This window comes from Frankia sp. CcI49, from assembly GCF_001983215.1.
Lineage (GTDB): Bacteria > Actinomycetota > Actinomycetes > Frankiales > Frankiaceae > Parafrankia > Parafrankia irregularis.
Genome location: NZ_MOWP01000029.1, coordinates 257,544 through 278,664, shown reverse-complemented (window position 1 = coordinate 278,664; position 21,121 = coordinate 257,544). Strand labels below are relative to the sequence as shown.

Below are 21,121 nucleotides of genomic sequence, written 5' to 3'. Positions count from 1 at the left end.
GCCGCGGAGCCGCGGAGCCGCGGAGCCGCGGAGCCGCGGAGCCGCGGAGCCGCGGAGGGATTATCCGAGTACCAACCGGCCGGCCGGCCACCCGATTCCCGGCTATTCAGGTGCCGATTTGGGCGCGCGCCCAACCGAAGGCGATATAAAGCGCTGTCAGCTGTTCCAACGGCGAAGGAGCGGGCGCACATGAGCATCGACGGACGCTGGGAAATCATTCTTTCATCACCGATCGGCGAGCAGAAGGGTGAGCTCACGATCACGAGCACCGGCTCCGGATTCACGGGCTCCATGGTTCAGGACGGCACGACACTCGAGATCACCGACGGCCGGGTCGACGGTGACAAGATCTCCTGGTCGGTCGCGGTCACCTCCCCGATGAAGCTCACCCTCAAGTCGACGGCCACCGTCAGCGGCGACACGATGACGGGCAAGGCGAAGCCCGGCATCATGCCCGGGATGTCGTTCACCGGAACCCGCGTGGGCTGAGCCCACCCAGGGAAAGCACGGAGATACCAGCGGACGGTGCGGCGCGACCCCAACAGCGGCTACGCCGCACCGACGGCCTCACCTTCGGCGACACTGCCCCTTTCGCTCGATGCCGTCCGCATGCCCTTCGGCCGGACAGCCGGCAGGTACAAATCTATTCGGTTTCCATATTCCAAAGGAAAGCAGCCGGAGGAATCGTTTCCTCGGAAAATGACCGCGATGCGGGGGCTGCCCCCCGGACCTACTCCGGCCGCTCGACAGCACCTCGGGCGGCCATGAAGCGGTCCTCCAGGGAGCTCAGCGCCGAACCCAACAGCATCCGATGCTCCACCACGTAGTTGACGAATACCGGTGTGTGATGCTCGCCATGCAGGTCCACCCCGATCCGCTGCCCCGCGTCCCGCCGCAGACGGACGAGCTGCCGTTCGAGCCACTCCTCGTTCGTCTGGTCGGACGGCCGGTCCAGCAGGCGCAGGGTCTGATGAGTGCGGTCCCGCGACCGCGGCGGCAGGCCCCGCAGCTCGGGGTAGCAGTAGGCGGCGAGGGTACGGACATCGCCCGCCGACCAGTCCGGATCAGGTGCCGCGGCGGTCGTCGTGGCGGCGGTACCGGCGATCACGCCGACGGCTGGAGCGACTGCCGTGACAGGGGAGGCCGCATCGTCGCCGGGCCCCGACGGCTCAGAACGCACCCCCGGGGAGATCGGTGTCCGGCATGGCGCGACCAACTGCACGATCAGYTGGAAACGATGTTCCACATCCCCGTCGGGGGAACGCAGCGTCAGCCACTGACGGGAGCGGGGAAGCAGCTCCGGCGGGCTGAACGGGGTGATCTCCCGATGCAGCCCGGGTGCTGTCAGCAGGAGCTTCGTGGCGGTGGTCGAGCAGTTGGTAACCGCCCACCCGCCGCCTGCCTGACTGATCCGTCCCGCCAGCCGGGGCATGGACGGCTCGAGAGAGCCCTCCGGGGTCAGCAGCGTGGCCGCGAGGTCGACGCCGGCAGGAGCCCGACCAAAGCCGAAAACCATGCCGGGGTGTAGCAGCCATCGCGAGTCGACCCGCAGGGCGTTCTCGCGTGGGTCGATCTCGGTGTTCAGGCCCCCCGCCCGCCGGTAGAGCAGAATCAGCTGTGTGCCGGGGAGACCGGGGGTGACGCTCACCGGGGCCGGTCTCCGCACAGGCTGTCGTTGGCAGGCATCAGTGGGAGAGTCCCACGGGTAGCGAGACCCTGGCGATGGTGGAGAAGCTGCGGGAGCTGCGCCGAGGGCGCGGGGCGCGCTCGGACGACCTCCCGGCTCGGACCGGGCCCAGGCTCCGGCTGTTCTGTGGCATCGCAGACCATGATTCCCCGGGGCAGCTGCGGGAGAAACTGGTCCGTGCTCTGATCGGACAGTGTGAGCGGCTGCCCGGCGACCTGCGGCTCGCGGTGCTCGCCGCGTTCGCGCTGCACGACCAGGCCGCCCAGAAGTTCCTGCACGAGCGGATGGAACGGCTGGCCGGCCGGCTGGGTCGTGATCCGTGTACGGCCCGCCGCCGCGTTGACGAGGGCCTGCGCCTGTGCGCATCGGCTCCTCAGCAGAACGACTCGAAGCCCAGGAGCTGCTCATCGCCACGGCGCCACACCGCGGCCGCGTAGGTCAGGCCGTCGGCGTCGCCCCGCGCGCCGTATCGCCCCGGAACGTCGAAATGGTGCCGCATCCGCTCCCAGCGCTCGGACGCGTCGACCGGAGTAAGCCACCGCAACGGGCGGTGGAACCCGTGTAAAAGTACGGTGCGCGCGTCGACGAGTCGGCGCTCCACCTCGTCAGCCTCGGCCCATCGCTCGCGACGCCACTCCCGCCCCGCGTCATCCCACAGCCGGTCACCGAGTACCCGGTTCCGCGGCTGCCGTTTCCCCACCGATCCATTGTGGCACCAGCCGAGCGGACGCCGGGCAAGAAGGCCCGACCCGCAATCATGGTGCCATGGGCATTCCGAGCCGGGCGCCGATCACCGTCCGCCACGCACGCGGCGAAGATCTTCCCGCCGCCCTGGAGGTGTGGCAGAGGGCGAATACCGCTCGTGGCCGCCCACCTGATGTCGCCCGCGTCGCCAGGGTTCACGCGAAGCTCGCCGCCCCAGACGCCCTGCTGTTCGTCGCCGAGGATGGAACAGAAATTCTCGGCATGCTTCTGGCCGAGACGGGCCGGGAAGACGACGGGCAAGGTCCCGAGCTGGAAGAACTGTGTCACATCTCGATGGTCTTCGTTGATCCCGGCTTCTGGGGGCAGCGAATGGGTGAAAGCCTCCTCCGAGCCCTCGTGGACCATGCTCGCGGTAGCGGATACCGCCGCCTTCAGCTGTGGACCGGAACCACCAACCGTGCAGCCCAGCGCCTCTATCGTCGCGTTGGATTCGTCCCGAGTGGCCGCGTGGCACGCATGAGGAACGGAGAGGAGGCCCTTCACCTCAGTCGACCAACCCGTTGACCAGACGATCTTTACGCGGAACAGCCTGGCCACCGCCACCGCCCTTCAGATGGTCGGACGGCGGGGCGGCCGGACTAAAGGGCCACACTCGGGCCTATGGGACATGGGCATCACCACGGCGGAGGCGGCGGAGCCGGAACCGGTGAGACGTCGCGGCCAGCCACGATCGTCATGGCGGTGGCGGTCACGCTGTTCCTGATCCTCACAGGTGCCGGTGTGGTGATGCTCTGGCCGTCTGGCGGCGCCCACGAGACGCCGGAGGATCTGCGTGGTCTGGTCGGCGGTGCCGGCCAGCTCGTCGACGCCACCATCGAACGCGCCGGCCGGGGGCCCTGCCCCGACCTGGTCGGCACCGGGACGCCGCAGGGGACCTGCGACCAGATCGACGCCGTCCTGGACGATGCGCCGGAAGCCGACGCCCGGGTCCATCTCGACACCCTCGTCGACCCCACCGGCCCGGTCCTGAAGGCCGGGGACGAGGTCCGTCTCGCCGCCACGACGAACATCGCGGGCCAGGCGACCTACTATGTCGCGGACTTCCAGCGCTCCGCCCCCATCGGCTGGATCGCGTTCCTCGCCGCCGCCGTGGTCGTCGCGGTCGCCCGTTGGCGCGGGCTGGCGGCACTCGCCGGCCTCGTCCTCAGCTATCTCGTGATCGTCGAGTTCACGTTGCCGTCCCTGCTCGACGGGCATCCTCCCGTCGCGGTCGCCCTGACCACCGGCGCCGCCCTGGTCATCGTCCTGCTCTACCTCGCCCACGGTGTCTCGGCCCGCACGACCGCCGCACTGCTGGGAACCCTGGCCAGCATGGCCCTGGCCGGCGCCTTCGGTGCACTGGCGATCAGGTTCGCCCACATCACCGGGCTCGGCTCCGACGAGGACGTGATGCTCAAGGCGTTCGCCGGGCAGCTGAGCCTGCCAGGCCTCGTGCTCGCCAGTGTCATCATCGGCTCACTCGGCCTGATCAACGACATGACGATCACGCAGGCCGCCGCGGTCTGGGAGGTTTCCGAGGCGGCCCCGCACGCCTCGCTGCGGCACCTGTACCGCTCCGGGATGCGGGTCGGACGCGACCACATCGCCTCCAGCGTCTACACCCTGGTGCTCGCCTACGCCGGTGCCGCCCTGCCGACCCTGCTCCTGTTCACCCTCGCCGACCGCAGCAGCACGGACCTGGCCGGCACCGATCTCGTCGRGGCCGAGATCGTGCGAACCGCCGCCGGCACCGTCGCCCTGGTCGCCTCGGTCCCCCTCACCACCGCCATCGCCGCCCTGGCCGCATCACGACGCCCGCTACCGCCAAGCCCGGAATCCCCACCGCCGACCGACGCGGATACAGCCGACCCGGCCAGCGGCGGTCACCTCGATGCCGACACCCAACCCCTCACCCGCCGTCGATGACCGGCCGTCCAGCCCACCCAGAAGCGTGCTCAGGCGGCCCATCCCCAGGCCCGGCGGTGTGCCTGGGCGAGGTAGTCGTTGACCGCGTCGAGGTCCGGCCGCAGCGGAAGCGGGGACGACGCGGGGAGATCCGGGCTGTCGAGCAGGTCGGCGAGGTCTCGCGCCACCATGTCGATCATTTCGCGGGCGGTGGCCTTGTCTACGTCGCCGCGGCGGATGGCCATCACCTGCTCACGGTCCTCGTCCCGCATAGGCAGGGACAGCCGGCCGGTGGTCATCAGCTCGAACCCCTGCAGGCCCAGGCGGAGGGCCTGCGCGGCGTATTTCGTGTCATAGCCGTGGGCGGCGACGAGCTCCGGACGGTTCGGAACCCGGTTGCGCCGGCCCAGGCCGTCCATGCGTTCGGCCTGGTTCCTCAGGTAGCGGAGAAACCGCTCGCCGGCCTGCTGCGACACCACCGCGGGGGCGAGCGCGCGCAGCCGGTCCCCCTCCTCGGTGCGGACGATCAGGGCGTCGTCGGGCACCCAGAACAGCAGGAGCACCGACGGGTTCCCGGAGACGGCGAGGCTCAGCCACCGTCGCAGGCTGTAGATCACCAGATCGGTGTCGCCGGGGCCCGAGCGGGCGCCTTCCGGCTGGGTGCGGAACACGTAGCGGGTGAACGAGTCGTCGGTCGACCCGTTGTGCACATCCACGGCGTGCAGGCCGAGGGCGTACGCCGGGGGTTCGATCGAGATCCCCATCTCGTCCCGGTCGTCCTGGCCGTCCAGCGCGGTGCCGTGAAGTGTGGAGCCGACCAGGCCGCGGAGGATCTCGTTTTCGCGGGCGACCTCCCCAGGGCCGTAGTCGACGTTCGGACGGGCGTCAGAGCGGACCATCGTCAGTGTTTCCGTTCAGTAGCAGAGCGATCGTCGCTTCGGGGCGTCGTGTTCGTCGATGTTTTTCCACTGCCGGCAGCGACGCTCGACAGCCCCGCGGTGACCGAAATGGAGATCCGCTGCGTGGAAGATCGCCATGGGTGCAGCCTGCCATGGGGCAGGCGGACGGTCGATTGAATTTCCCTCGGAGCCTGACCAGGTGGGCTCTTCGAAAATGTCGTGGTCCGCGAGCCAGCGGCGCCGCAGCGAAATTATGAGCGACTTCTGGAATCTTGACTGATACGATCGCGCGGTGTGCCGGTACGCACAGCAGCCCTACAAGGTTCATTACGTCTGTGTGCGCTGCCGGCAGTCTCACAAGTCCCGGTGGGACAGTGCGGAGCACCTCTGCACGCGGTGCCGTGCGCCGATGGTGTTTGCGGGTCATGACTTCGCGGCGCCTCGCAGAACAGATGACGAGGGATGGGCGGCGGTCGCGGCCGTGCTCGGGTCCGGCCTGCGCTACGAGGGATTCCAGACATGTGGATGCGGCAGAGAGCCGAGATATCGGCCGCGAAGAAAAGCTGAGGTGCGGGCGCAACAGGCGGAGGCTGCCCGCAAGGGCATCAATGACACCCAGGCGTTTTCGTTGCGTGATCTGGAGTAGCGCTCACGGGTCTCCGACCCGAGCGGACCCGGCCGCGGGCGGGGTCTTGACCGCCGCCGCATGGCTGGCGGTACGCTACGCCGCGATGACTACCTCCAAGCACGGATTGGGGGCCTGGTTCACCGAAGGTGAGTGCTGATGCACTCGCCTGTGACCGGCACCTTCCCGTCCGATCTGCTGTGGCCCGCGCGTGACCGTTCCGCGCCGCCGCCCCCCGTCGAGATCGCGAATGCCCGCGAGGGCGCCGAGGAGCACCTCGGTCCAACCTCGGGGACTGTCTGGCACGTGGACTGCCGAGGCACCCCGCACCTGATCGTCCTGGTGGACGGGTTGCCGGTCGCGCTCGACCATGGTCCGGCGGAACTCCGCCGTGAACGGCTTCTCGCCGAGCTGACCGGCGCGCCGCTGCCGTGCGTCCGGGTGCTCGACCAGGCACTTCGTCTGACAGTCCCTGCCGACGGCGTTCCGGGTGATCCGCAGGACGCTGCTCCGGACGGCGTCGACCTGTTCGGCGCGGCGCCGCACACTTCCCTCCCCCGCCCAGCGACCTGGAGGGTCACCGGCAGATCCTGGCCATCGAGCGCGCACGGGCGCCCCAACCGCCCCGACCGCCGGGCGCGCCGGGCACACGCCCGACCTTCCCGCTGACCACAGGTCACCGCACGGCGGGCCACTGCCCGCGACCCCTTACAAGCTTCGCGCGGCCGACAGCCGCGCCCGCACACCCGCCAGGTGATGACGCATGCCCATGACCGCCACCCTGCCCGACGAGAACAAGCCCGACGGCAACGAACCCCTGATTCCGCTGGCCACGCTGTCCTTCGATGCCGTCCACGACAGCGCGCAGCCACGCACCCCCGACCCGCTCGCGGTGGCCGACGAGCTGATCGCGTTCCTGTCCGAAACATCCACCGAACCGCGCCCCGACCCCCAGCTCGAGGCGCTGATGCTCGCCGTCGCCGCGGATCTTCCGGTCCTGCTCTGGGGTGAGCCGGGGATCGGCAAGACCTCGGCGATCACCCAGCTTGCCGAGGCCCTCGACCTGCCGCTGACCACGGTGATCGCCAGCGTGCACGAGCCATCGGACTTCTCCGGGCTGCCGGTCGTAGGCGAGGACCCCGCCGTCCATGGAGTGCCGCTGGCACCGCCGGACTGGGCGGTGCGGCTCGTCCGGGAGGGCCGCGGCCTGCTGTTCCTCGACGAGCTCTCGACCGCCCCGCCGGCCGTACAGGCCGCGCTGCTGCGCCTCGTGCTGGAGCGCAGGGTCGGCGCGCTGAGGCTGCCCCCAGGGGTGCGGATCATCGCCGCCGCCAACCCGAAGGCGTCCGCGGCCGACGGCTGGGATCTCAGCGCGCCGCTCGGCAACCGGTTCGTCCACCTGCCCTGGGTCCACGACGCCGGTGTCGTCGTCCGCGGCCTCGGCGGCACCTGGCCACGCGCGGTCCTCCCGCGGCTCGACCCGGACCGGCTCCCCGGCGCGGTAGCCTACGCCCGTCGCGCCGTTTGCGGCCTGCTGACCACCCGCCCGAAGCTCGTCCACAAGCTCCCGGACGGTGAGACCCGGCGCGGCGGGGCCTGGCCGTCGCCACGCAGCTGGGAGATGACGCTGCGCCTCGTCGCCTTCGCCACCGCCGCCAACGCCTCCCGAGACGCGCTCTCGCTACTGGTCCGTGGCACCGTCGGTGACGGTCCCGGGCTGGAGCTGCTCGCCAGTCTCGACCGGCTCGACCTTCCCGACCCGGAGACCCTGCTCGCCGACCCGACCGCGGCTGACCTGCCCGACCGGGGCGACCTGCGACAGGCCGTGCTCGACGCCGTCGTCGACGCCGTCCGCCGCCAACCCGACAGGAGCCGCTGGGACGCCGCCTGGGCAGTGCTCGCCCACGCCCTGGACACCGGCGCCCCGGACCTTCTCGTCGTCCCCGCCTCGACCCTCGCCGCGCTGCGCCAGCCCGACTGGGACCTTCCCGAGGCGATCGACCGCTTCAACGGGGTCGTCGCGCTGCGCCGGCGCGTCGACTCCCTCACCGACTCCCCCACCCGGGGACGCCGATGAACGCCCCGCGCCCCGTCCCGGACCCCGCCGCGGCCATCGACGGCGAGAAGCTCTTCGCCGCCAGGCTGCACGCGGCCCAGGTACGGCCCTACCTCGCGACGGCACTCTTCGCGCTCTGCCCCGTTCCGTCCTGGCGGGTTCCGACAATGGGTGTCGACCGGCACTGGCGCTGCTACATCTCCCCACGGTTCGTCACCGAGACGCCGGTGGACCAGCTCGCCGGTGTCTGGGTGCACGAGATCTCCCACCTGCTGCGCGACCACCACGGCCGCAGCGACCGTTACATCGCCGAACACGGCGAGGACAGCCCCGCCGAACGGCTGCGGATGAACATCGCCGCCGACTGCGAGATCAACGACGACATCTACGGCGACGGCCTCGCCCGGCCCCTGGACTGCGTCGACCCGGAATGGCTGCGGCACCCGCCGGGCCAGTTGATGGAGGAGTACCTCGCCGGCTTCCGGCTGACCACCTACAGCCGGACCCTCGCCTGGCTGGACTGCGGCTCCGGAGCAGACGGGCTCGACCGCCCCTGGGAACTCGGCCCGGACGGCGCACACGGCCTGAGCGAACAGGAACGCGACCTCGTCCGCCATCGAGTCGCCCGCGGCATCATCGGCGCGCCAGGGACCATGCCGGCGGGGTGGCGGCGCTGGGCCGAACAGGTCACACACCCGGCCCAGCCCTGGCGGGCCCTCCTCGGCGCGGCGCTACGGGCAGCCATCTCCGGCGCGGGCGCTGGCGACGACTACACCTACACCCGTCCCTCCCGGCGCGCCGCCGCGCTGCCAGGAGTCATCGCGCCGAGCCTGCGCCGCGTGCCGCCCCGGGTGGCCGTCGTCGTGGACACCTCCGGCTCCGTCAGCGACACCGAACTGGGCAGCGCGCTGCTCGAGATCGCCGCGATCGGCCGAGCCGTCGGCGGCCGGCGCGACAGTGTCCTGGTCGTGCCCTGCGACGCCGCGGCCGGCGCGGTCACGACGCTGTGCCGCGAAGAGGATCTCCCGCTCGTGGGCGGCGGCGGGACGGACCTGCGAGCCGGCTTCGCCGCGGCACTCCGACACCGGCCAGACGTCATCGTCGCGCTCACCGACGGCCAGACACCCTGGCCGCGCCGCCCGCCCAGTCGGACCGTGATCGGCCTCTTCGACCGGCCCGGAGCCTGGTCCGAGAACAGCGAGTACGTGCCCGAGGCCCCGCCAGCCTGGGCCCGCCTCGTCCAGATCGGCGACCGACCCGGCAGATGATCTCCAACCCTCCGCGGCACCGGTCAGGGCAATCGAGCGTGCAGGGCGTATTCCACCGGGATCTCCTGCCCGGCGAGGAACAGCCGCCACCGGCCGTCCGACCCTCGGACCATCAGTTCCTGACGCCCCTGAGGGCCTTCGGCGTCGAGGTACTCGGTGAGCCTGGTGACACGCAGACCGGCCGCCGCGGCGGCTGTCACGATCTCCCCCATCCCGTGGGGGTACTGCACGGTGTGCGTGGTCCGCAGGCGGGCCGCGCTGCTGGCATAGAACGTCGCCGAGGGCAGGCGGTGCGCCGCGCCGCCCTGATAGGGAAAGTCGAACCGGACCGGCTCGGCGGTGTCGACCATCTGGGTCAGCGGATGCCCGTCGATCAGCACCATGACCCCACCAGGGCGCAGAGCCGTGGCCGCGCTGTTCATCCAGGCCGCCACGTCCGAGATCCAGGGAAGCACCCCGTAGGAGGCGACCACCAGATCAAACGACGCGGCGAGGTCGCTGGGCAGCCGCTGCGCGTCCGCCTGGACGAACCGCGCGCCCAGCCCGGCCGCGGCGGCCAGGGCGCGGGCGCGCTCCACCGCGACACCGGAGAAGTCCAGCCCCGTCACGCGGGCACCGAGCCGTGCCCAGGACAAGGTGCCCAACCCGAAGTGGCATTGCACATGGAGCAGATCGACATCGGACAGCGCCCCGACGGCCGCCGTCACCTCGTCCCGCTCCCGGACGGACAGCGCGCACCGCCCGGCGAGGAAACCTTCGACGTCGTAGTAGTCGTCCTGCCCGTGCAAGCGAGCCAGTTCGTCCCACCGCGCCCGGTTCAGCTCCAGCGCCTCGCTCACAGAGCAAAGACTGTAGCGACGCCGACACAGCCGGCGCGCATCCGCGCCTTCGGCCTCACGAGTCCCAACCCCGCCTGGTCAGCGCAGGCAGAGTTGATCGTCATAAACTCAGACTCGTCGTCCAGTGAGGGAGGTCGGCACCATGACCTTGGAGGAGATCCGGGCGCTCCGTCCCCAGATCGCCGCCCTGTGCCATAAATATGGGATCGCCGAGTTGGCGGTCTTCGGTTCGGTGGCGCGTGGTTCCGCCAGTCCAGCCAGTGACGTCGATATTCTGTACGTTCGGGCTCCGGGCAACGATCTCGGCATGTCCTATTTCGACCTGCAAGACGACCTGGAGGCACTTTTCGGCAGATCCGTCGACCTTGTCGCCAAGGACGGACTGCACCGGCTGATCCGCAACGAGGTACTGCACGACGCCCAGGTCCTGTATGCGGCGTAACGAACTCTATCTGGCCGATCTCCTGGACAACGCACGCGCTGTCCAGGAATACATGGAAGATGTGGACCGGGAGCGCTGGGAAACCGACCGCATCCTCCGCGACGCGGTATTAGGTCACATCGCCGACCGCCGGACACATCCACCCCGGCCTGAGCGGCACCCAAACTCCGATCGGTCGCTGTGACGACGGAACCCCCTGGACCCTGTCTGTCCGGCGCATCCTCGTCGTAGGCGCGACCAGGCGCGGGCAAGAGATTGGTGCTGTGGTCGATCATCCGCGGACTCGGCCCAACATCCACCCCTTGGTTGTACACCTGGGTAGTCGCCTTGCGTCATGCCACTGGAGTCGTCGGCTGGACGCAGGAACGCGGCACGCCAGAGATCATCGGCGGTTCGTCCACCGGCGTCCGTGGACGTCCGCCGGTCAAGGGTCCAGCCTCGTCCTATGTCGATGAGCTGGCCAGCAGGGGTGCCTGGCCAGCTCATCGACGGCGAGATGCCGCACGGCACTCCATCAACAGGGACGACAGATTCCGGGGGGATCCTCGTAGACGCCGCAACTCCTGTTCTCACCCCGGAACTCAATTCTGATCTTTTCCCCACGGATAAGGCGAATCTCCGCGACCGAATCACTGCCCTGATCAAAATCTAGATCGCCCAGGGCGACATCCGCAATGGACAGAAGTAGATCCTCGGCCTGACGAGCCTGGCGTTGAATTCGGTCAACTTTGAGAGAGGAGAGCTTGTTACGTTCAGCAGTTCTCGTCATGGGAACCCCTCTATCAGGCAGGCTGTATGACCGTAGGCCCCTCGACCCCGGAGCCCACGCATCGGCGGTGTGCCCTCCCGGAATCGATCTACTCCCCTGTAGACAACTTTAGAGTCCTCAGACAAGAAGGACCGCGAATTGACCGGCATCGCCCCCACCCGCCCGGGTCCTCGACGCCTGCCCGCCGGCCGTGAAACCCACGTGTCCCGCACCAAGCCGGAAGGAGTCCGCTCGGGCCCCGATCAGGACAATCGAGCTGCAGGGCGTACTCCACCGGGATCTCCTGTGGGCCGGGAGCGACGGCATCAGGCGAAGACTTCGACAGGGCATCGGGCAACGCCCCCGCGTTCGATCCGAGTGTCACAGGTAATCAATGGCAGGCTCAGCGCTTCCGCGAGGGCCACATACTGGGCATCGTAGGCGCTGAGGTTGTGGTGCAGGTCGCGGACTCGCGGCCAGAGGACGAACGTCTCGTGACGCACAAGCGGAAGAAGTCGGTAGTCACCGACAGCCTTCTCCGCCTCCCGCTCGCTGATCCTGCGGCCACGGACCATCCCGAAGAGGGCTGAGAGCATCTCGTAGTCCAGGAGCCCTGGGGCCGCGAGCGACGCGAGGCCGGCGAGCCGACGGCGCACCGCGTGCCCAGCCGGACTGCGGTCGGTCAGCGTCCGGACCAGGGCGGAGCAGTCGATCACGGCCTCGGGACGGTTCACCGACGCTCTCGGCCCTCGTCGATCGCGGCGAGGATGTCCCCGGTGGACACGTCGGAGTGGGTCTCCCGGTCGAGCCGCGCCATCATGTCCGAGAGAAGCGGAGTCCGGGCGTCTCTGGTGACCAGATCAAGAAGGTAGGCCTGCAGGCTGCGACCGGACTGCGCGGCTTTGACCTTGAGAGCGTCCAGAGTCCCGTCCGGGACATCGCGGATGGTGATCGCGGTCATGCCTGCATTCTAGCTGCAGCACTGCCGGATCAGCAGCAAGCCGCCGACCCCTGCCGGGTCGAGGTGCCATGCGAACGCACTGTCCGAACTCGCGAGGGATGGCCGCAGCCGTCCGCTCTCCCACAGGGAGCCGCCGCCAGGGGGAATCACCGCTCGGGAAGGCGACCAGGTTCTCCTCCCAGGCCACGGCAGCCGCCCGCAGGTCGGCGGCGGTCAGACTTCGGTCGAGCTCGCTGGACACCTGGCGGCGGCCGTCGGGCGAAGGCGGCGCGGCTTCGGCGGCCAGGCCGTCTTCTGGAGCCGTACCCGGGCGGTCCCTCTGCGGCGAGGACCGCCGTGGACGCTCATCGCGCCGGCGAAGCGAGAGGCCCGCCGACTCAGGTCTCGTCTTGGTAGATGTTGATCATGGTCGGATTGAGCTCGTCCAGGATCGCCCATTCCGATCGACGCGAGATGGCCCGTGTCCAATCGCTCAACTCGATGCTGTCATCGGAGAACCACCACTCGGAATGCTTGCCGAGGGCGGCGAGATTGGCACTTGGGGCGAACTGAATCTCCAGGTGCACTTGGATGTATTCGTCATCGTCGAAGCGGGCGAACTGCCGAACGGGCGCGAGGCGGAACGCGGATCCACCGCCGAAGTCAAAGATCCCAAACTGGTAGAGCAGACCGTCGGCGTTCGGCTCGTCTGGGACGTCGAAGCGGACGGCGGCGAAATCCAGGAACACGGCCCACGCCTGCCGCACGGTGAGTTCGTGGGCAGCTGTTCTCTGCGCCTCGACCTTGGCAAGCAACACCTGCGCTGCGTTCTCTGTAGGCAGCGCCCGGGCAGACCTCACCTGCACATCATTGCAGCCAGGCAACCGGCGGCCCGATGCGATCGGTGGCAGCCTGGGACGCGCCGGCGAGCACGACGCGCCAGCGCCGCGCGCAGCCGTCGCGCGGCGCGGCCCTTCCCTGGCGGCGTCTTGACACGGCGAGCGCGAGCCGATGAGAGACGATGTTCGTCTGGGTGACGTCTCGTGTCGTCCTGGTGGGGCCTGGCGGGGGTGGCCGGTGGTCGAGGGTCTGAGCGGTGAGCAGGTGCGTGCGCTGGCCGAGGTGTTCTCGGATGAGCGGTCGGCGCGGTCGGTGCTGGAGCGGGCGGGGTTTCCGGCGGGTCGGTTTCCGTGGGGTGCGTCGAACGCGGTGCTGACCGACACCCCGGCCGGGGAGTACGCGGAGTTGTTGGCAGAGGCGCCGGGTCGTGCGGTCGAGGATGTGTGGGGGCGGTCGGTGGAGCGGCTGCGGGTGGGGGTGCCGGCGGCGGCGAAGCTGTTGGAGGTGTGCGCGTGATGTGACGCGGAGCCGATCCCGCTTGACCTGTTCACCAGCCATCCCGCGCTGCTTGGCGGATCGCTCGGCGAGGTTGCCGCGGACAGGCGGGGGTGGACTGAGGCGGTCGGAGCACTGGTCCGCTTCAGTCTGGTGCGTCGGGACGGTGACCGGCTGCTCTGTCCGTGTCCACCGCCGTCCGCTGAATCATCGGCTTGGGTGGCAGCGGTTCGGATCTTTCAGTCAATCTTCACCTACTTACTCTCATCCTGCTGGACATCGGGTTCTATGATCTCCATAATCCCAATCAAAAGGTTTGTTCGTTCATCCATCAGCAGGGGGCAAGGTGGCGAAGAGCTTTTGGGGCCACGTAGCGGAGGCCACGACTGGTTTCGTCGTCGGTCTGCCAGCACTCGGCGTCGGAGCGGTGGCCGGAGCGGCGACGGCACTGTCCGGTGGCAAGTTCTCTGACGGATTCGACGCCGTCGGCGATGCCGTTGAGGACGCAATAGATGCAGCCGGCAAGTTCGGAGACAAGCATTCCGACGAGCTGACGAGTACGACAATCAAGACTGTCGGACACGTTGTCGGCGGCGCGGCCGGCCATCACCACACCAGCTCATAGCGATCAACTTAGGTTGGACGCCCCCGCGGAGGATCCCGCGGGGGCGTCACCATGCCTGCTCTCTTACGAGTTGCCAGCGACGCGCCGGCGAGCACGGCCCGCCAGGGCCGCGCGCAGCCGTCGCGTGGCGCCGCTTGATCTCAAACGAGAGATTCGGCAACGATGCGGCCCGGCCGCCTGTCCGATCCCGGGTGATGTTTTACATCTCGGTCCCGCCTGGCGCTTGACGTGATCCTTTAGGACGGAGTCCTAGCCTGCATGCGTGAGCTACGACATGTTCGTCCAGCGATTCGAGCGCCGCGAGGCGGCGCCGTTGCCCCGTACGGCCTTCCTGGCTGTCTTCGGCCCCCATATCGACCGTCGGGAGCACCAACACAGATACTGGCACGTCAGTGCCGACGACGGCAGCGAAGCAGACATCTACGCCACACCTGCCGAAAACACGCTGGAAAGCCTGATGATCACCCGGTTCTCTGCGGGTCGAGTGCTCGACATGCTTGTCGAGTTCATCGGCCTCGCCGACGCCGTAGTACTCGCCCCCGGCTGTCCCACCTTGCTCGCGCACGAGGACCAGCGTCGGCACCTTCCCGAGGAACTTCATGACGACGCCGTGATCGTCCAGACAGGTGCGGACCTGCAGCGTGTCCTTCAGGACTGCTAGGCGCCTTGTAGAACATGTGGTGGGATGGAATCGTCAAGCATGTGGTGGGACTGGACACGCGGCTCGTCGCTGTCGTGTTCTGGGTGATACTTGACGTGCCGGTCCCACCTGATGCTTGACTGCGGTCCAGCGGGCTCTGCACTTCGGCGGACGGGCGGTGAGCGCTCGGCTAGCGTTCTGGCGTGGCGGACGGTAGCGGGGACGTCGTGGGCTTTGGGGTGGCTGAGGCTCGGGYGGTGCCGGCCGCTGCCTGTGCCGTGGCTGGCCTTGATCCTGCCGGCGCTCGGATGTTGCGGCTCGGTGAGCATGCGGTGTTCCTGGCGCCCGATGCCCTCATCGTACCGGCGGCGGCCGGGTAATCGTCCGTCCGAAGAGCCGCGCCGGTCGGCGGGCGATCGTCATCCCGGAGAACCTGTGCGCGAGCCTGCGGGCCCACCGTTCCGCGCAACGCGCCGAATGTCGGGCGGCCACGGTGAGTGGGTCAACGGACATGACCTCGTGTTCGTCCAGCCGAACGGACGGCCGATCGACTCGCGGGCCGACCACCGGGCCTGGCAGGACCTACTCACAAGCCGGAGTGCGCGCCGCTCGGCTCCACGATGCTCGGCACACGATGGCGAGCCTGATGCTCGCGAGAAGGTCCATCCGCGGGTGGTCATGGAGATCACGGGCACTCGCAGATCAGCCTGACTCTCGGCACCTACAGCCACGTCGCGCCGGAACTGTCGACGGAAGCAGCGGACCGGATGGGCTCTGCGCTATGGGGAGAAACAACACCGGCCGCAGACGACGAAGAAGGCCAAGACGAGAAAACGAGAAAGGCTGACATGGGTTCGCACCTGTGGCTGCCAGAAAGAAATAGCGGCTCCGTCCACATGGACGAAACCGCTGGTAGCTACGGGTGCGCCGCCAGGGACTTGAACCCCGAACCCGCGGATTAAGAGTCCGCTGCTCTGCCAATTGAGCTAGCGGCGCATGCCTCCGCGTTTCCGCGGCGACGTGGACAACCATACCAGGCCCGCAGGGCGTTTGACGCCGAGGGGGCAACCAATTTTGTCGGCGGTCGATCGGAGGCCCAGGCGGCCTCGGATCCGGCCCCGGGTGCAGCCCGGGTGCGGCGTGTCGCCGGGGTTGGCCGATCGTTGAGGGCCTGGACGCGCGCAGTCGCAGGCGGCCCCCAGGACGGCTCCCCCCGGGTGCGGGACAGCCGGGACGAGGCGCGGGGCGCGAGCGGGCGGTCGCGGGTTGACCGAAGGTGCCTGGTGGCGGCGTTAGCATCGGGCGCGTGAGCCCGACCGCCGCACGTGATCTCGTTGTCGACCGGACCGCTCTGCTCGAGTTCGTCCGTCCTCGACACCATGGCATTCTCGTCACCACCCGAAGTGACGGAAGGCCACAGTTGTCGCCCGTGACCATGGGTGTGGACAGGGCCGACGACATCGTCATCTCGACCTATCCCGATCGTGCCAAGGCACGTAACGCACGCCGGGACGAACGGGCGTCGGTCTGTGTGCTGTCGGACGAGTTCAGCGGTGACTGGGTGCAGGTCGACGGAAGCATCACGGTGGTGGATCAGMCGGCGGCGGTGGAGGAACTCGTCGAGTACTACCGCTGCATCAGCGGGGAGCATCCGGACTGGGAGGAGTACCGCGAGGCGATGCGGCGCCAGGGCAAGGTGCTGCTGCGGCTGCGGATCGACCGCTGGGGGCCGATCAGCCGCGGCGGCTTCCCGCCTCACCTGCTCGCCGGGACGAACTGACCTCCGGGTATCCGTCCCGGTAGCCGCGGAACGCCGTCCGGAAGCCGTCCAGGAGTGACGTCGAACCGCTTCGGGCCTTTCGGGCGCGTCGGTGCGAGGATTCGCGACACGCTTCGCCTCGGTGTGGCGCGGCGGCGGATGCGGCGGGCGCTGCGTGGCGATCTGGCTTCGCGGCTCCGCGCGGCGGATCTGATCAACGGGGCGATGAACCTCGCCGCGCTGATTCTGATGATGTTCTTTCCGTTCGTGATCGCGTTGGCGGCGGCATCGCCTCTGGGTGCCGGCGGGGCGGCGGACATCATCATCAGGCGGATGGGCCTGAACCATGATGCGGCGATGGCCGTCGAGCGGCTTTTCACGCCGCGGGGTGGGACGACGGTCTCCGGTTGGTCCGTGCTGGGTGTGCTCTGGCTGGTGCTGGGTGGGGTGAGCCTGGCCGCGTCCATTCAGGTGGTGTACGAGCGGGTGTTCCGGCTGAGCCCGGCGGGTCTGCGCGGTCTACGCCATCAGGTCATCTGGCTGTCTGGGCTGCTCGTGTTCCTGGCCGGTTCGACGGCGCTCGGAGCGGTGCTTACCGGCACCGCGGTCGGTCAGGTCGGCTACGCACTGGTCGTCGTCGTGATGACGGCGATGTTCCTGTGGGCGGGTGCCTGGGTACTCACGATGGGCCGGCTGAGCTGGCGGGCGGTCTGGCCGGTGGCCTTCTTCACGACGATCGGGCTGACCGGGCTGGGTGGGTTCAGCCGGCTGGCGTTCTCTGCGACGATCGTGTCGAACGAAAGCACCTACGGGCCGATCGGTGTCGTGTTCACCATCCTGTCCTGGCTGATCGGGTTCGGTGTGGTGATGATCGGTGGCGCGGTGGTCGGCAGCTGGTACGTCGAGGCGGGGGTTTCGGTCATCGACGTCCTGAAGCGGATTTCGACCGACAGCCGGCCACGGCACGGCCAGGCGCACGGGCAGAGACATCGAGAACCCTGATCCGGCGGGCCCGGGCCGAGCCGGGCACCGCGGGACACCAGCCTCAGGTGCGGACGCGAGCCACAGGCAGAGCTACAGGCGGCAAGGTCAGCCCCAGGTGGAGAGGTTGCGGCTCAGGGAGCCGGTGAAGACACCGGTGGACTCGTAGACGTCGCGCCGGCGTTCGAGGGTGCCGGTGCCGGCCGTGGTCGGCTCGTCCGTCCACAGATCGGACACGGCGACGCGGTGCTGGCCGGCGGGCTGGCGGTGGTCCAGCGGGAGGGCCGCTCCGGCCGGCATGGCGCCCGTTCCGCGCACGACCACCGTGCCGCGCAGGATCTCGTCCAGAACGGGCAGCGAGGTACCGGCGCCGGCGTCCGCGGCCTCGCCCTCCCCGGCCGGGGTGATGACGATCCGCAGGTACCAGCGCGGGCCTGAGATCCCGATCAGCCGGCTGCCGCCGCTGCTGAACTCCGGCCCGTACCGGCCGGAGGTGACGGTCGGCGTGCCGACCGGGGTGGCGCAGGCGGGTACGGCAGTCGTGCCGGGCGCGTCGGCTGCGCTGGGCACGTCGGCCGCGCTGGGCACGTCGGTCGCGGCGGTCGCGGCGGCCAGGTCGGCGCGGAATCCGTCCCAGGTGCCGCGGCTCTTCGGAGCGGCGAAGGCGGCCAGCCGAATCGTCAGCTGATCGGCCCGCAGGACGAGTTCCTGGACCTCGGGCCGGCCGGGGGCCGGCTGGATCTCGGCCGTCACGGCATCCGGCACGGCGACGCGCAGCGCGCCGTAGTCGACCAGCGGCGGCCAGTCCCACTCGGGCAGGCCGAGGTCCGGTGCGTCGGCCTCGTCGTAGGGGCCGGGGCCGGGCATGGGCGGCGCGGCCGGCGGGCCCGGGTCGGCGGCCCTGTCGCTCGCGGACCTGCGATGACCGAACATCAGCAACCTCCGCCGCGCCGGACCGTGATGGTCACAACCGAATCGTGAGCTCACTGGGAGTGTCACGCGGGACGTCCCAGGCCTGCAAGGCGTGCGTGCCTGTCGGCCACCGGACTCCGGCCGGTGCTCTGCCCTCGGATCGGTTCCTCAGATCAGCTCCTCGATGAAGTCCTGCGGCCGCGCGGTGACGAGCACGCGTTCCAGCTCCCGCGGGGAGTCACCGTAGTCACGTACTCCGTAGTGCAGCAGGACGCGGTTGTCCCAGAGCGCGACATCACCGGCGGACCAGCTGAGTCTTACCTGGCACTCGGGCCTCGTGGCCTCGGCGAGCAGCACGCGGACGAGGTCCGCGCTGCTCGACCGGTCCCAGCCGACCACGACGGGGTCGAGCATGAAGCAGACGTAGAGGTGGCGTTCGCCGGTGCGTGGGTGTTCCTGCACCAGCGAACGCACGACGGCCGGGTAGTTCTGCCGGTCGATCGGCCGGCGCCTGGCCATGTGGGTCGTGTAGAGGTCCTCGATGGACTCCTTCACCGCCGGGCTGAGGCGGCGGTAGCAGTCGACGAGGTTCGAGAACACGGTGTCACCGCCGACCGGTGGCACCTGGACGGCGCGCAGCGCCGAGTAGTCCGGCGCGGTGACGAGGCTGCTCGCGTCAAGGTGCCAGCTGCCGGCGTCGTCGGGTTCCGGCGTGCGGTCGCGGTTGTGGACGAGATGTACGCCCGGCGTCGTGGGGTGGTTCGGGAGCACGGAGGGGAAGGAGATGAGCGAGCCGAAGTTCCGGCAGAACGCCACGTACTGGGATGTGTCGAGACGCTGGTCGCGGAAGACCAGGAGCTTGTGGGTGTCGAGAAGGCTCCTCAGGACGTCCACATCGAGCTGCGACAGGGGAACACGCAGGTCGGCGCCGTGGAGCTGCACGCCCGTCGTGGGGCCGATCATGCTCACCGACGCCCGCTCGAGCACTGTGCCCGCGGCCGGGCCCGGCACCGGTTTCCACGCCGCTGCGGAGGGCGTGGCCGCCGCGGAGCTCCGGTCAGCTGGTGGGTGTGGGTAGGCGCGCACGTCGTCCTTCACGGTCGGGGCGCGTTACGCGGGCCGCGAGTCGTCGACCGCTGGCCATCGGCCGCGCACGCACTGTCAGTGACCGGCCCCGGAGCTGAACCGGTCGGCGTGCGACGCCGCACGAGATCCGCAGACACGGAATAACCTTGGACTATAGACCGTATCTGCGGATATGCCGGCGGTTTGTACGCCTTCGGGCTCAGGTCAGCGTGACGCCGAGGACGCAGACATCGTCCTCTCGTTCGCCCGGCCCGGCGATCTCGGCCAGCAGCGCGTCGCACAGCTGGTCGAGGTCGGTGCTGGCGGCGGCTGCGGCGATGTCCGCCCGATCGAGCGCCCGCTCGGACGGCACCCGTCCCGACGGCACCCGTCCCGACGAGTCTCGTCCGGCCACCCGGGCGGCGCTCGCCGCCAAGGCCTCGAGGCGCTGGGAGATGGAGACGTCACGGCGCTCGACGAGCCCGTCGGTGTACAGCAGCAGGCCCGGGCCGGCCAGCCGCAGGCCGCTCTGCCCGTACCGGTGGTCGGACAGCACGCCGAGCATCGGGCCGTGGACCTCGGGCAGGTAGCGCGGGCGGCCGCCCTCCCCCGCGAGGTGCAGCGGCGGTGGATGACCCGCGCACGACCAGCTGAAACGCCCGGTGGCCGGATCGAGCTGGGCGATCACCGCGGTGGCCAGGATCTCGCTGCCGGAGCCGGCGAGGTTGGCCGACAGCTGGGTGGTGATCGCCGCGGGCGACAGGCCGTGCAGCGCATAGGCCCGGGCCGAGTGGCTGAGCTCGGCCATGAGCGCGGTGGCGCGCAGCCCGTGGCCGCCGACGTCGCCGACGGCGAGGGCCAGCGTCCCGTCGGGCAGGACGGTCGCGTCGTACCAGTCGCCGCCGAGGCCGACGTCGCGGCCGGCGGGCAGGTAGCGGGCGGTCAGCTGGACGCCGGGCACGACCGGCAGCTGCTGCGGCAGGATGGCGCGCTGCAGGGTCTCCACGGTGCACATCTGGCGTTCGTAGCGACGGGCACGCCCGATCGCCCGCCCGTAGGCGGAGGCCATCGCGCGGAGGAAGGCCTGGCAGTCCGGCCCGAACTGCCTGGGCTCGGGCCAGGCGAGCAGCAGCACCCCGAGCGGGCCGTCGCCGCCGTCGGCGACGACCGGGAGGCTGGCGCAGGCCTCGATGCCGAGCTCGGCGAAGACCTCGGCACGGTCGGGAAAGTCGCGCAGGTAGCGTGCCGCCGAGGTGTCGAAGCGGGCGCGGCCCGTCTGCATGACCTGGGTCGCGACGGCGGGGCCCCAACTGCCCGGAGCAGCCCAGGCGCGGTCGACGGCGGGTGGGCGGGGCCAGGTGATGACCCTCGTCCGCAGCGGCGCGCCCGGTGGGCCGCCGCGTGGGCCGAGGTCGCCGTCCTCCTCGAACAGCACCATGCCGGCGAAGGTGACACCGAGGCGGGTGACCGTCCCGAAGGCGACCCGGGCAACGTCCTCCACGGTCAGTGCCGTGCTGAGCCCGTCGGTGAAGTCGAGCAGTTCCAGGGATGCCTCCAGCGGCGACAGCGATCGGCCACCGCGGCATCTGCCCGCGTCATCCAGCGCCGCGCCCAAGGTCGGCACGGACTCGTGCCGGTCTGCCATCCCCGG

At 69.7% G+C, this 21,121-nt stretch carries 22 protein-coding genes and 1 tRNA gene; 12 read left to right on the top strand and 11 right to left on the bottom strand.

Annotated elements, in window-relative coordinates:
* The first annotated feature begins 189 nt into the window (after positions 1-189).
* Positions 190-489, top strand: a complete 300-nt coding sequence (locus CcI49_RS27185; RefSeq protein ID WP_054564431.1) for a hypothetical protein — start codon at positions 190-192, stop codon at positions 487-489.
* A gap of 241 nt (positions 490-730) precedes the next feature.
* On the opposite strand, the gene CcI49_RS27180 is transcribed toward CcI49_RS27185, so the two are convergent.
* Positions 731-1,648 (bottom strand): hypothetical protein, encoded by a 918-nt coding sequence (locus CcI49_RS27180; RefSeq protein WP_076830591.1) that lies wholly within the window; start codon positions 1,646-1,648, stop codon positions 731-733.
* 74 nt (positions 1,649-1,722) lie between these two features.
* On the opposite strand from CcI49_RS27180, the gene CcI49_RS27175 reads away from it, so the two are divergent.
* The 3 genes from CcI49_RS27175 to CcI49_RS27165 all read left to right on the top strand — a co-directional run bounded on the left by CcI49_RS27175 (position 1,723) and on the right by CcI49_RS27165 (position 4,357).
* On the top strand, positions 1,723-2,124 hold the full coding sequence (locus CcI49_RS27175; RefSeq protein WP_054564433.1) for a hypothetical protein: 402 nt from the start codon (positions 1,723-1,725) through the stop codon (positions 2,122-2,124).
* 328 nt (positions 2,125-2,452) lie between these two features.
* Positions 2,453-2,956: a GNAT family N-acetyltransferase gene (locus CcI49_RS27170; protein ID WP_235497522.1), complete on the top strand. Its 504-nt coding sequence runs from the start codon at positions 2,453-2,455 to the stop codon at positions 2,954-2,956.
* 171 nt (positions 2,957-3,127) lie between these two features.
* Positions 3,128-4,357: a YibE/F family protein gene (locus CcI49_RS27165; RefSeq protein ID WP_076830589.1), complete on the top strand. Its 1,230-nt coding sequence runs from the start codon at positions 3,128-3,130 to the stop codon at positions 4,355-4,357.
* A gap of 29 nt (positions 4,358-4,386) precedes the next feature.
* Here the strand turns inward: CcI49_RS27165 and CcI49_RS27160 are convergent, their stop codons facing one another.
* Positions 4,387-5,235 carry a nucleotidyltransferase domain-containing protein gene (locus CcI49_RS27160; RefSeq protein WP_054564435.1) on the bottom strand — a complete coding sequence of 283 codons (849 nt, stop codon included), beginning with the start codon at positions 5,233-5,235 and terminating at the stop codon, positions 4,387-4,389.
* Positions 5,236-6,019: 784 nt separating this feature from the next.
* Between CcI49_RS27160 and CcI49_RS27150 the strand changes: the two genes are divergently transcribed.
* From CcI49_RS27150 to CcI49_RS27140, 3 genes are all read left to right on the top strand, one after another.
* Positions 6,020-6,529, top strand: coding sequence for a hypothetical protein (locus CcI49_RS27150; protein ID WP_131831197.1), 510 nt, complete (start codon positions 6,020-6,022; stop codon positions 6,527-6,529).
* A gap of 94 nt (positions 6,530-6,623) precedes the next feature.
* The gene (locus tag CcI49_RS27145) at positions 6,624-7,937 is read left to right on the top strand and encodes a MoxR family ATPase (RefSeq protein WP_083749739.1); all 1,314 of its coding nucleotides are present in this window, start codon (positions 6,624-6,626) and stop codon (positions 7,935-7,937) included.
* Positions 7,934-9,184, top strand: coding sequence for a VWA-like domain-containing protein (locus CcI49_RS27140; RefSeq protein ID WP_076830583.1), 1,251 nt, complete (start codon positions 7,934-7,936; stop codon positions 9,182-9,184). The genes CcI49_RS27145 and CcI49_RS27140 overlap by 4 nt, the downstream gene beginning before the upstream one ends.
* Before the next feature lie 23 nt (positions 9,185-9,207).
* Here the strand turns inward: CcI49_RS27140 and CcI49_RS27135 are convergent, their stop codons facing one another.
* A complete protein-coding gene (locus tag CcI49_RS27135) occupies positions 9,208-10,023 on the bottom strand; it encodes a class I SAM-dependent methyltransferase (RefSeq protein WP_076830580.1) in 816 nt (271 codons plus the stop codon).
* A 142-nt stretch (positions 10,024-10,165) separates the two neighbouring features.
* On the opposite strand from CcI49_RS27135, the gene CcI49_RS27130 reads away from it, so the two are divergent.
* Positions 10,166-10,465 carry a nucleotidyltransferase family protein gene (locus tag CcI49_RS27130; protein ID WP_076830665.1) on the top strand — a complete coding sequence of 100 codons (300 nt, stop codon included), beginning with the start codon at positions 10,166-10,168 and terminating at the stop codon, positions 10,463-10,465.
* 1,074 nt (positions 10,466-11,539) lie between these two features.
* On the opposite strand, the gene CcI49_RS27125 is transcribed toward CcI49_RS27130, so the two are convergent.
* The 3 genes from CcI49_RS27125 to CcI49_RS27115 form a co-directional block, all read right to left on the bottom strand.
* Positions 11,540-11,947, bottom strand: coding sequence for a type II toxin-antitoxin system VapC family toxin (locus tag CcI49_RS27125; RefSeq protein ID WP_083749738.1), 408 nt, complete (start codon positions 11,945-11,947; stop codon positions 11,540-11,542).
* Positions 11,944-12,174, bottom strand: a complete 231-nt coding sequence (locus CcI49_RS27120; protein WP_076830577.1) for an antitoxin — start codon at positions 12,172-12,174, stop codon at positions 11,944-11,946. Before CcI49_RS27120 ends, CcI49_RS27125 begins: the two co-directional genes overlap by 4 nt.
* A 377-nt stretch (positions 12,175-12,551) precedes the next feature.
* Positions 12,552-12,971: a hypothetical protein gene (locus CcI49_RS27115; RefSeq protein WP_131831196.1), complete on the bottom strand. Its 420-nt coding sequence runs from the start codon at positions 12,969-12,971 to the stop codon at positions 12,552-12,554.
* 259 nt (positions 12,972-13,230) lie between these two features.
* On the opposite strand from CcI49_RS27115, the gene CcI49_RS27110 reads away from it, so the two are divergent.
* Positions 13,231-13,509 (top strand): effector-associated domain EAD1-containing protein, encoded by a 279-nt coding sequence (locus CcI49_RS27110; RefSeq protein ID WP_076830570.1) that lies wholly within the window; start codon positions 13,231-13,233, stop codon positions 13,507-13,509.
* A 310-nt stretch (positions 13,510-13,819) separates the two neighbouring features.
* Here the strand turns inward: CcI49_RS27110 and CcI49_RS41670 are convergent, their stop codons facing one another.
* On the bottom strand, positions 13,820-14,101 hold the full coding sequence (locus CcI49_RS41670; protein ID WP_131831195.1) for a hypothetical protein: 282 nt from the start codon (positions 14,099-14,101) through the stop codon (positions 13,820-13,822).
* A 274-nt stretch (positions 14,102-14,375) separates the two neighbouring features.
* On the opposite strand from CcI49_RS41670, the gene CcI49_RS27100 reads away from it, so the two are divergent.
* Entirely contained in the window at positions 14,376-14,774 is a 399-nt protein-coding gene (locus tag CcI49_RS27100; protein ID WP_076830564.1) for a hypothetical protein, read from the top strand.
* A gap of 902 nt (positions 14,775-15,676) precedes the next feature.
* Here CcI49_RS27100 and CcI49_RS27090 read toward each other — a convergent pair.
* A tRNA-Lys gene (locus tag CcI49_RS27090) sits at positions 15,677-15,749 on the bottom strand.
* Between the two features lie 310 nt (positions 15,750-16,059).
* Here CcI49_RS27090 and CcI49_RS27085 point away from each other — a divergent pair.
* Entirely contained in the window at positions 16,060-16,533 is a 474-nt protein-coding gene (locus CcI49_RS27085) for a PPOX class F420-dependent oxidoreductase (protein ID WP_076830561.1), read from the top strand.
* Positions 16,534-16,587: 54 nt separating this feature from the next.
* The gene (locus CcI49_RS27080; protein WP_241840258.1) at positions 16,588-17,514 is read left to right on the top strand and encodes a ribonuclease BN; all 927 of its coding nucleotides are present in this window, start codon (positions 16,588-16,590) and stop codon (positions 17,512-17,514) included.
* An 87-nt stretch (positions 17,515-17,601) separates the two neighbouring features.
* Here CcI49_RS27080 and CcI49_RS27075 read toward each other — a convergent pair whose 3' ends face one another.
* The 3 genes from CcI49_RS27075 to CcI49_RS27065 all read right to left on the bottom strand — a co-directional run bounded on the left by CcI49_RS27075 (position 17,602) and on the right by CcI49_RS27065 (position 21,115).
* Positions 17,602-18,426, bottom strand: coding sequence for a DUF3710 domain-containing protein (locus CcI49_RS27075; protein ID WP_054564446.1), 825 nt, complete (start codon positions 18,424-18,426; stop codon positions 17,602-17,604).
* 147 nt (positions 18,427-18,573) lie between these two features.
* Entirely contained in the window at positions 18,574-19,503 is a 930-nt protein-coding gene (locus CcI49_RS27070) for a TauD/TfdA family dioxygenase (RefSeq protein WP_083749737.1), read from the bottom strand.
* 187 nt (positions 19,504-19,690) lie between these two features.
* Positions 19,691-21,115: a GAF domain-containing SpoIIE family protein phosphatase gene (locus CcI49_RS27065; protein WP_241840257.1), complete on the bottom strand. Its 1,425-nt coding sequence runs from the start codon at positions 21,113-21,115 to the stop codon at positions 19,691-19,693.
* Positions 21,116-21,121 lie beyond the last annotated feature (6 nt).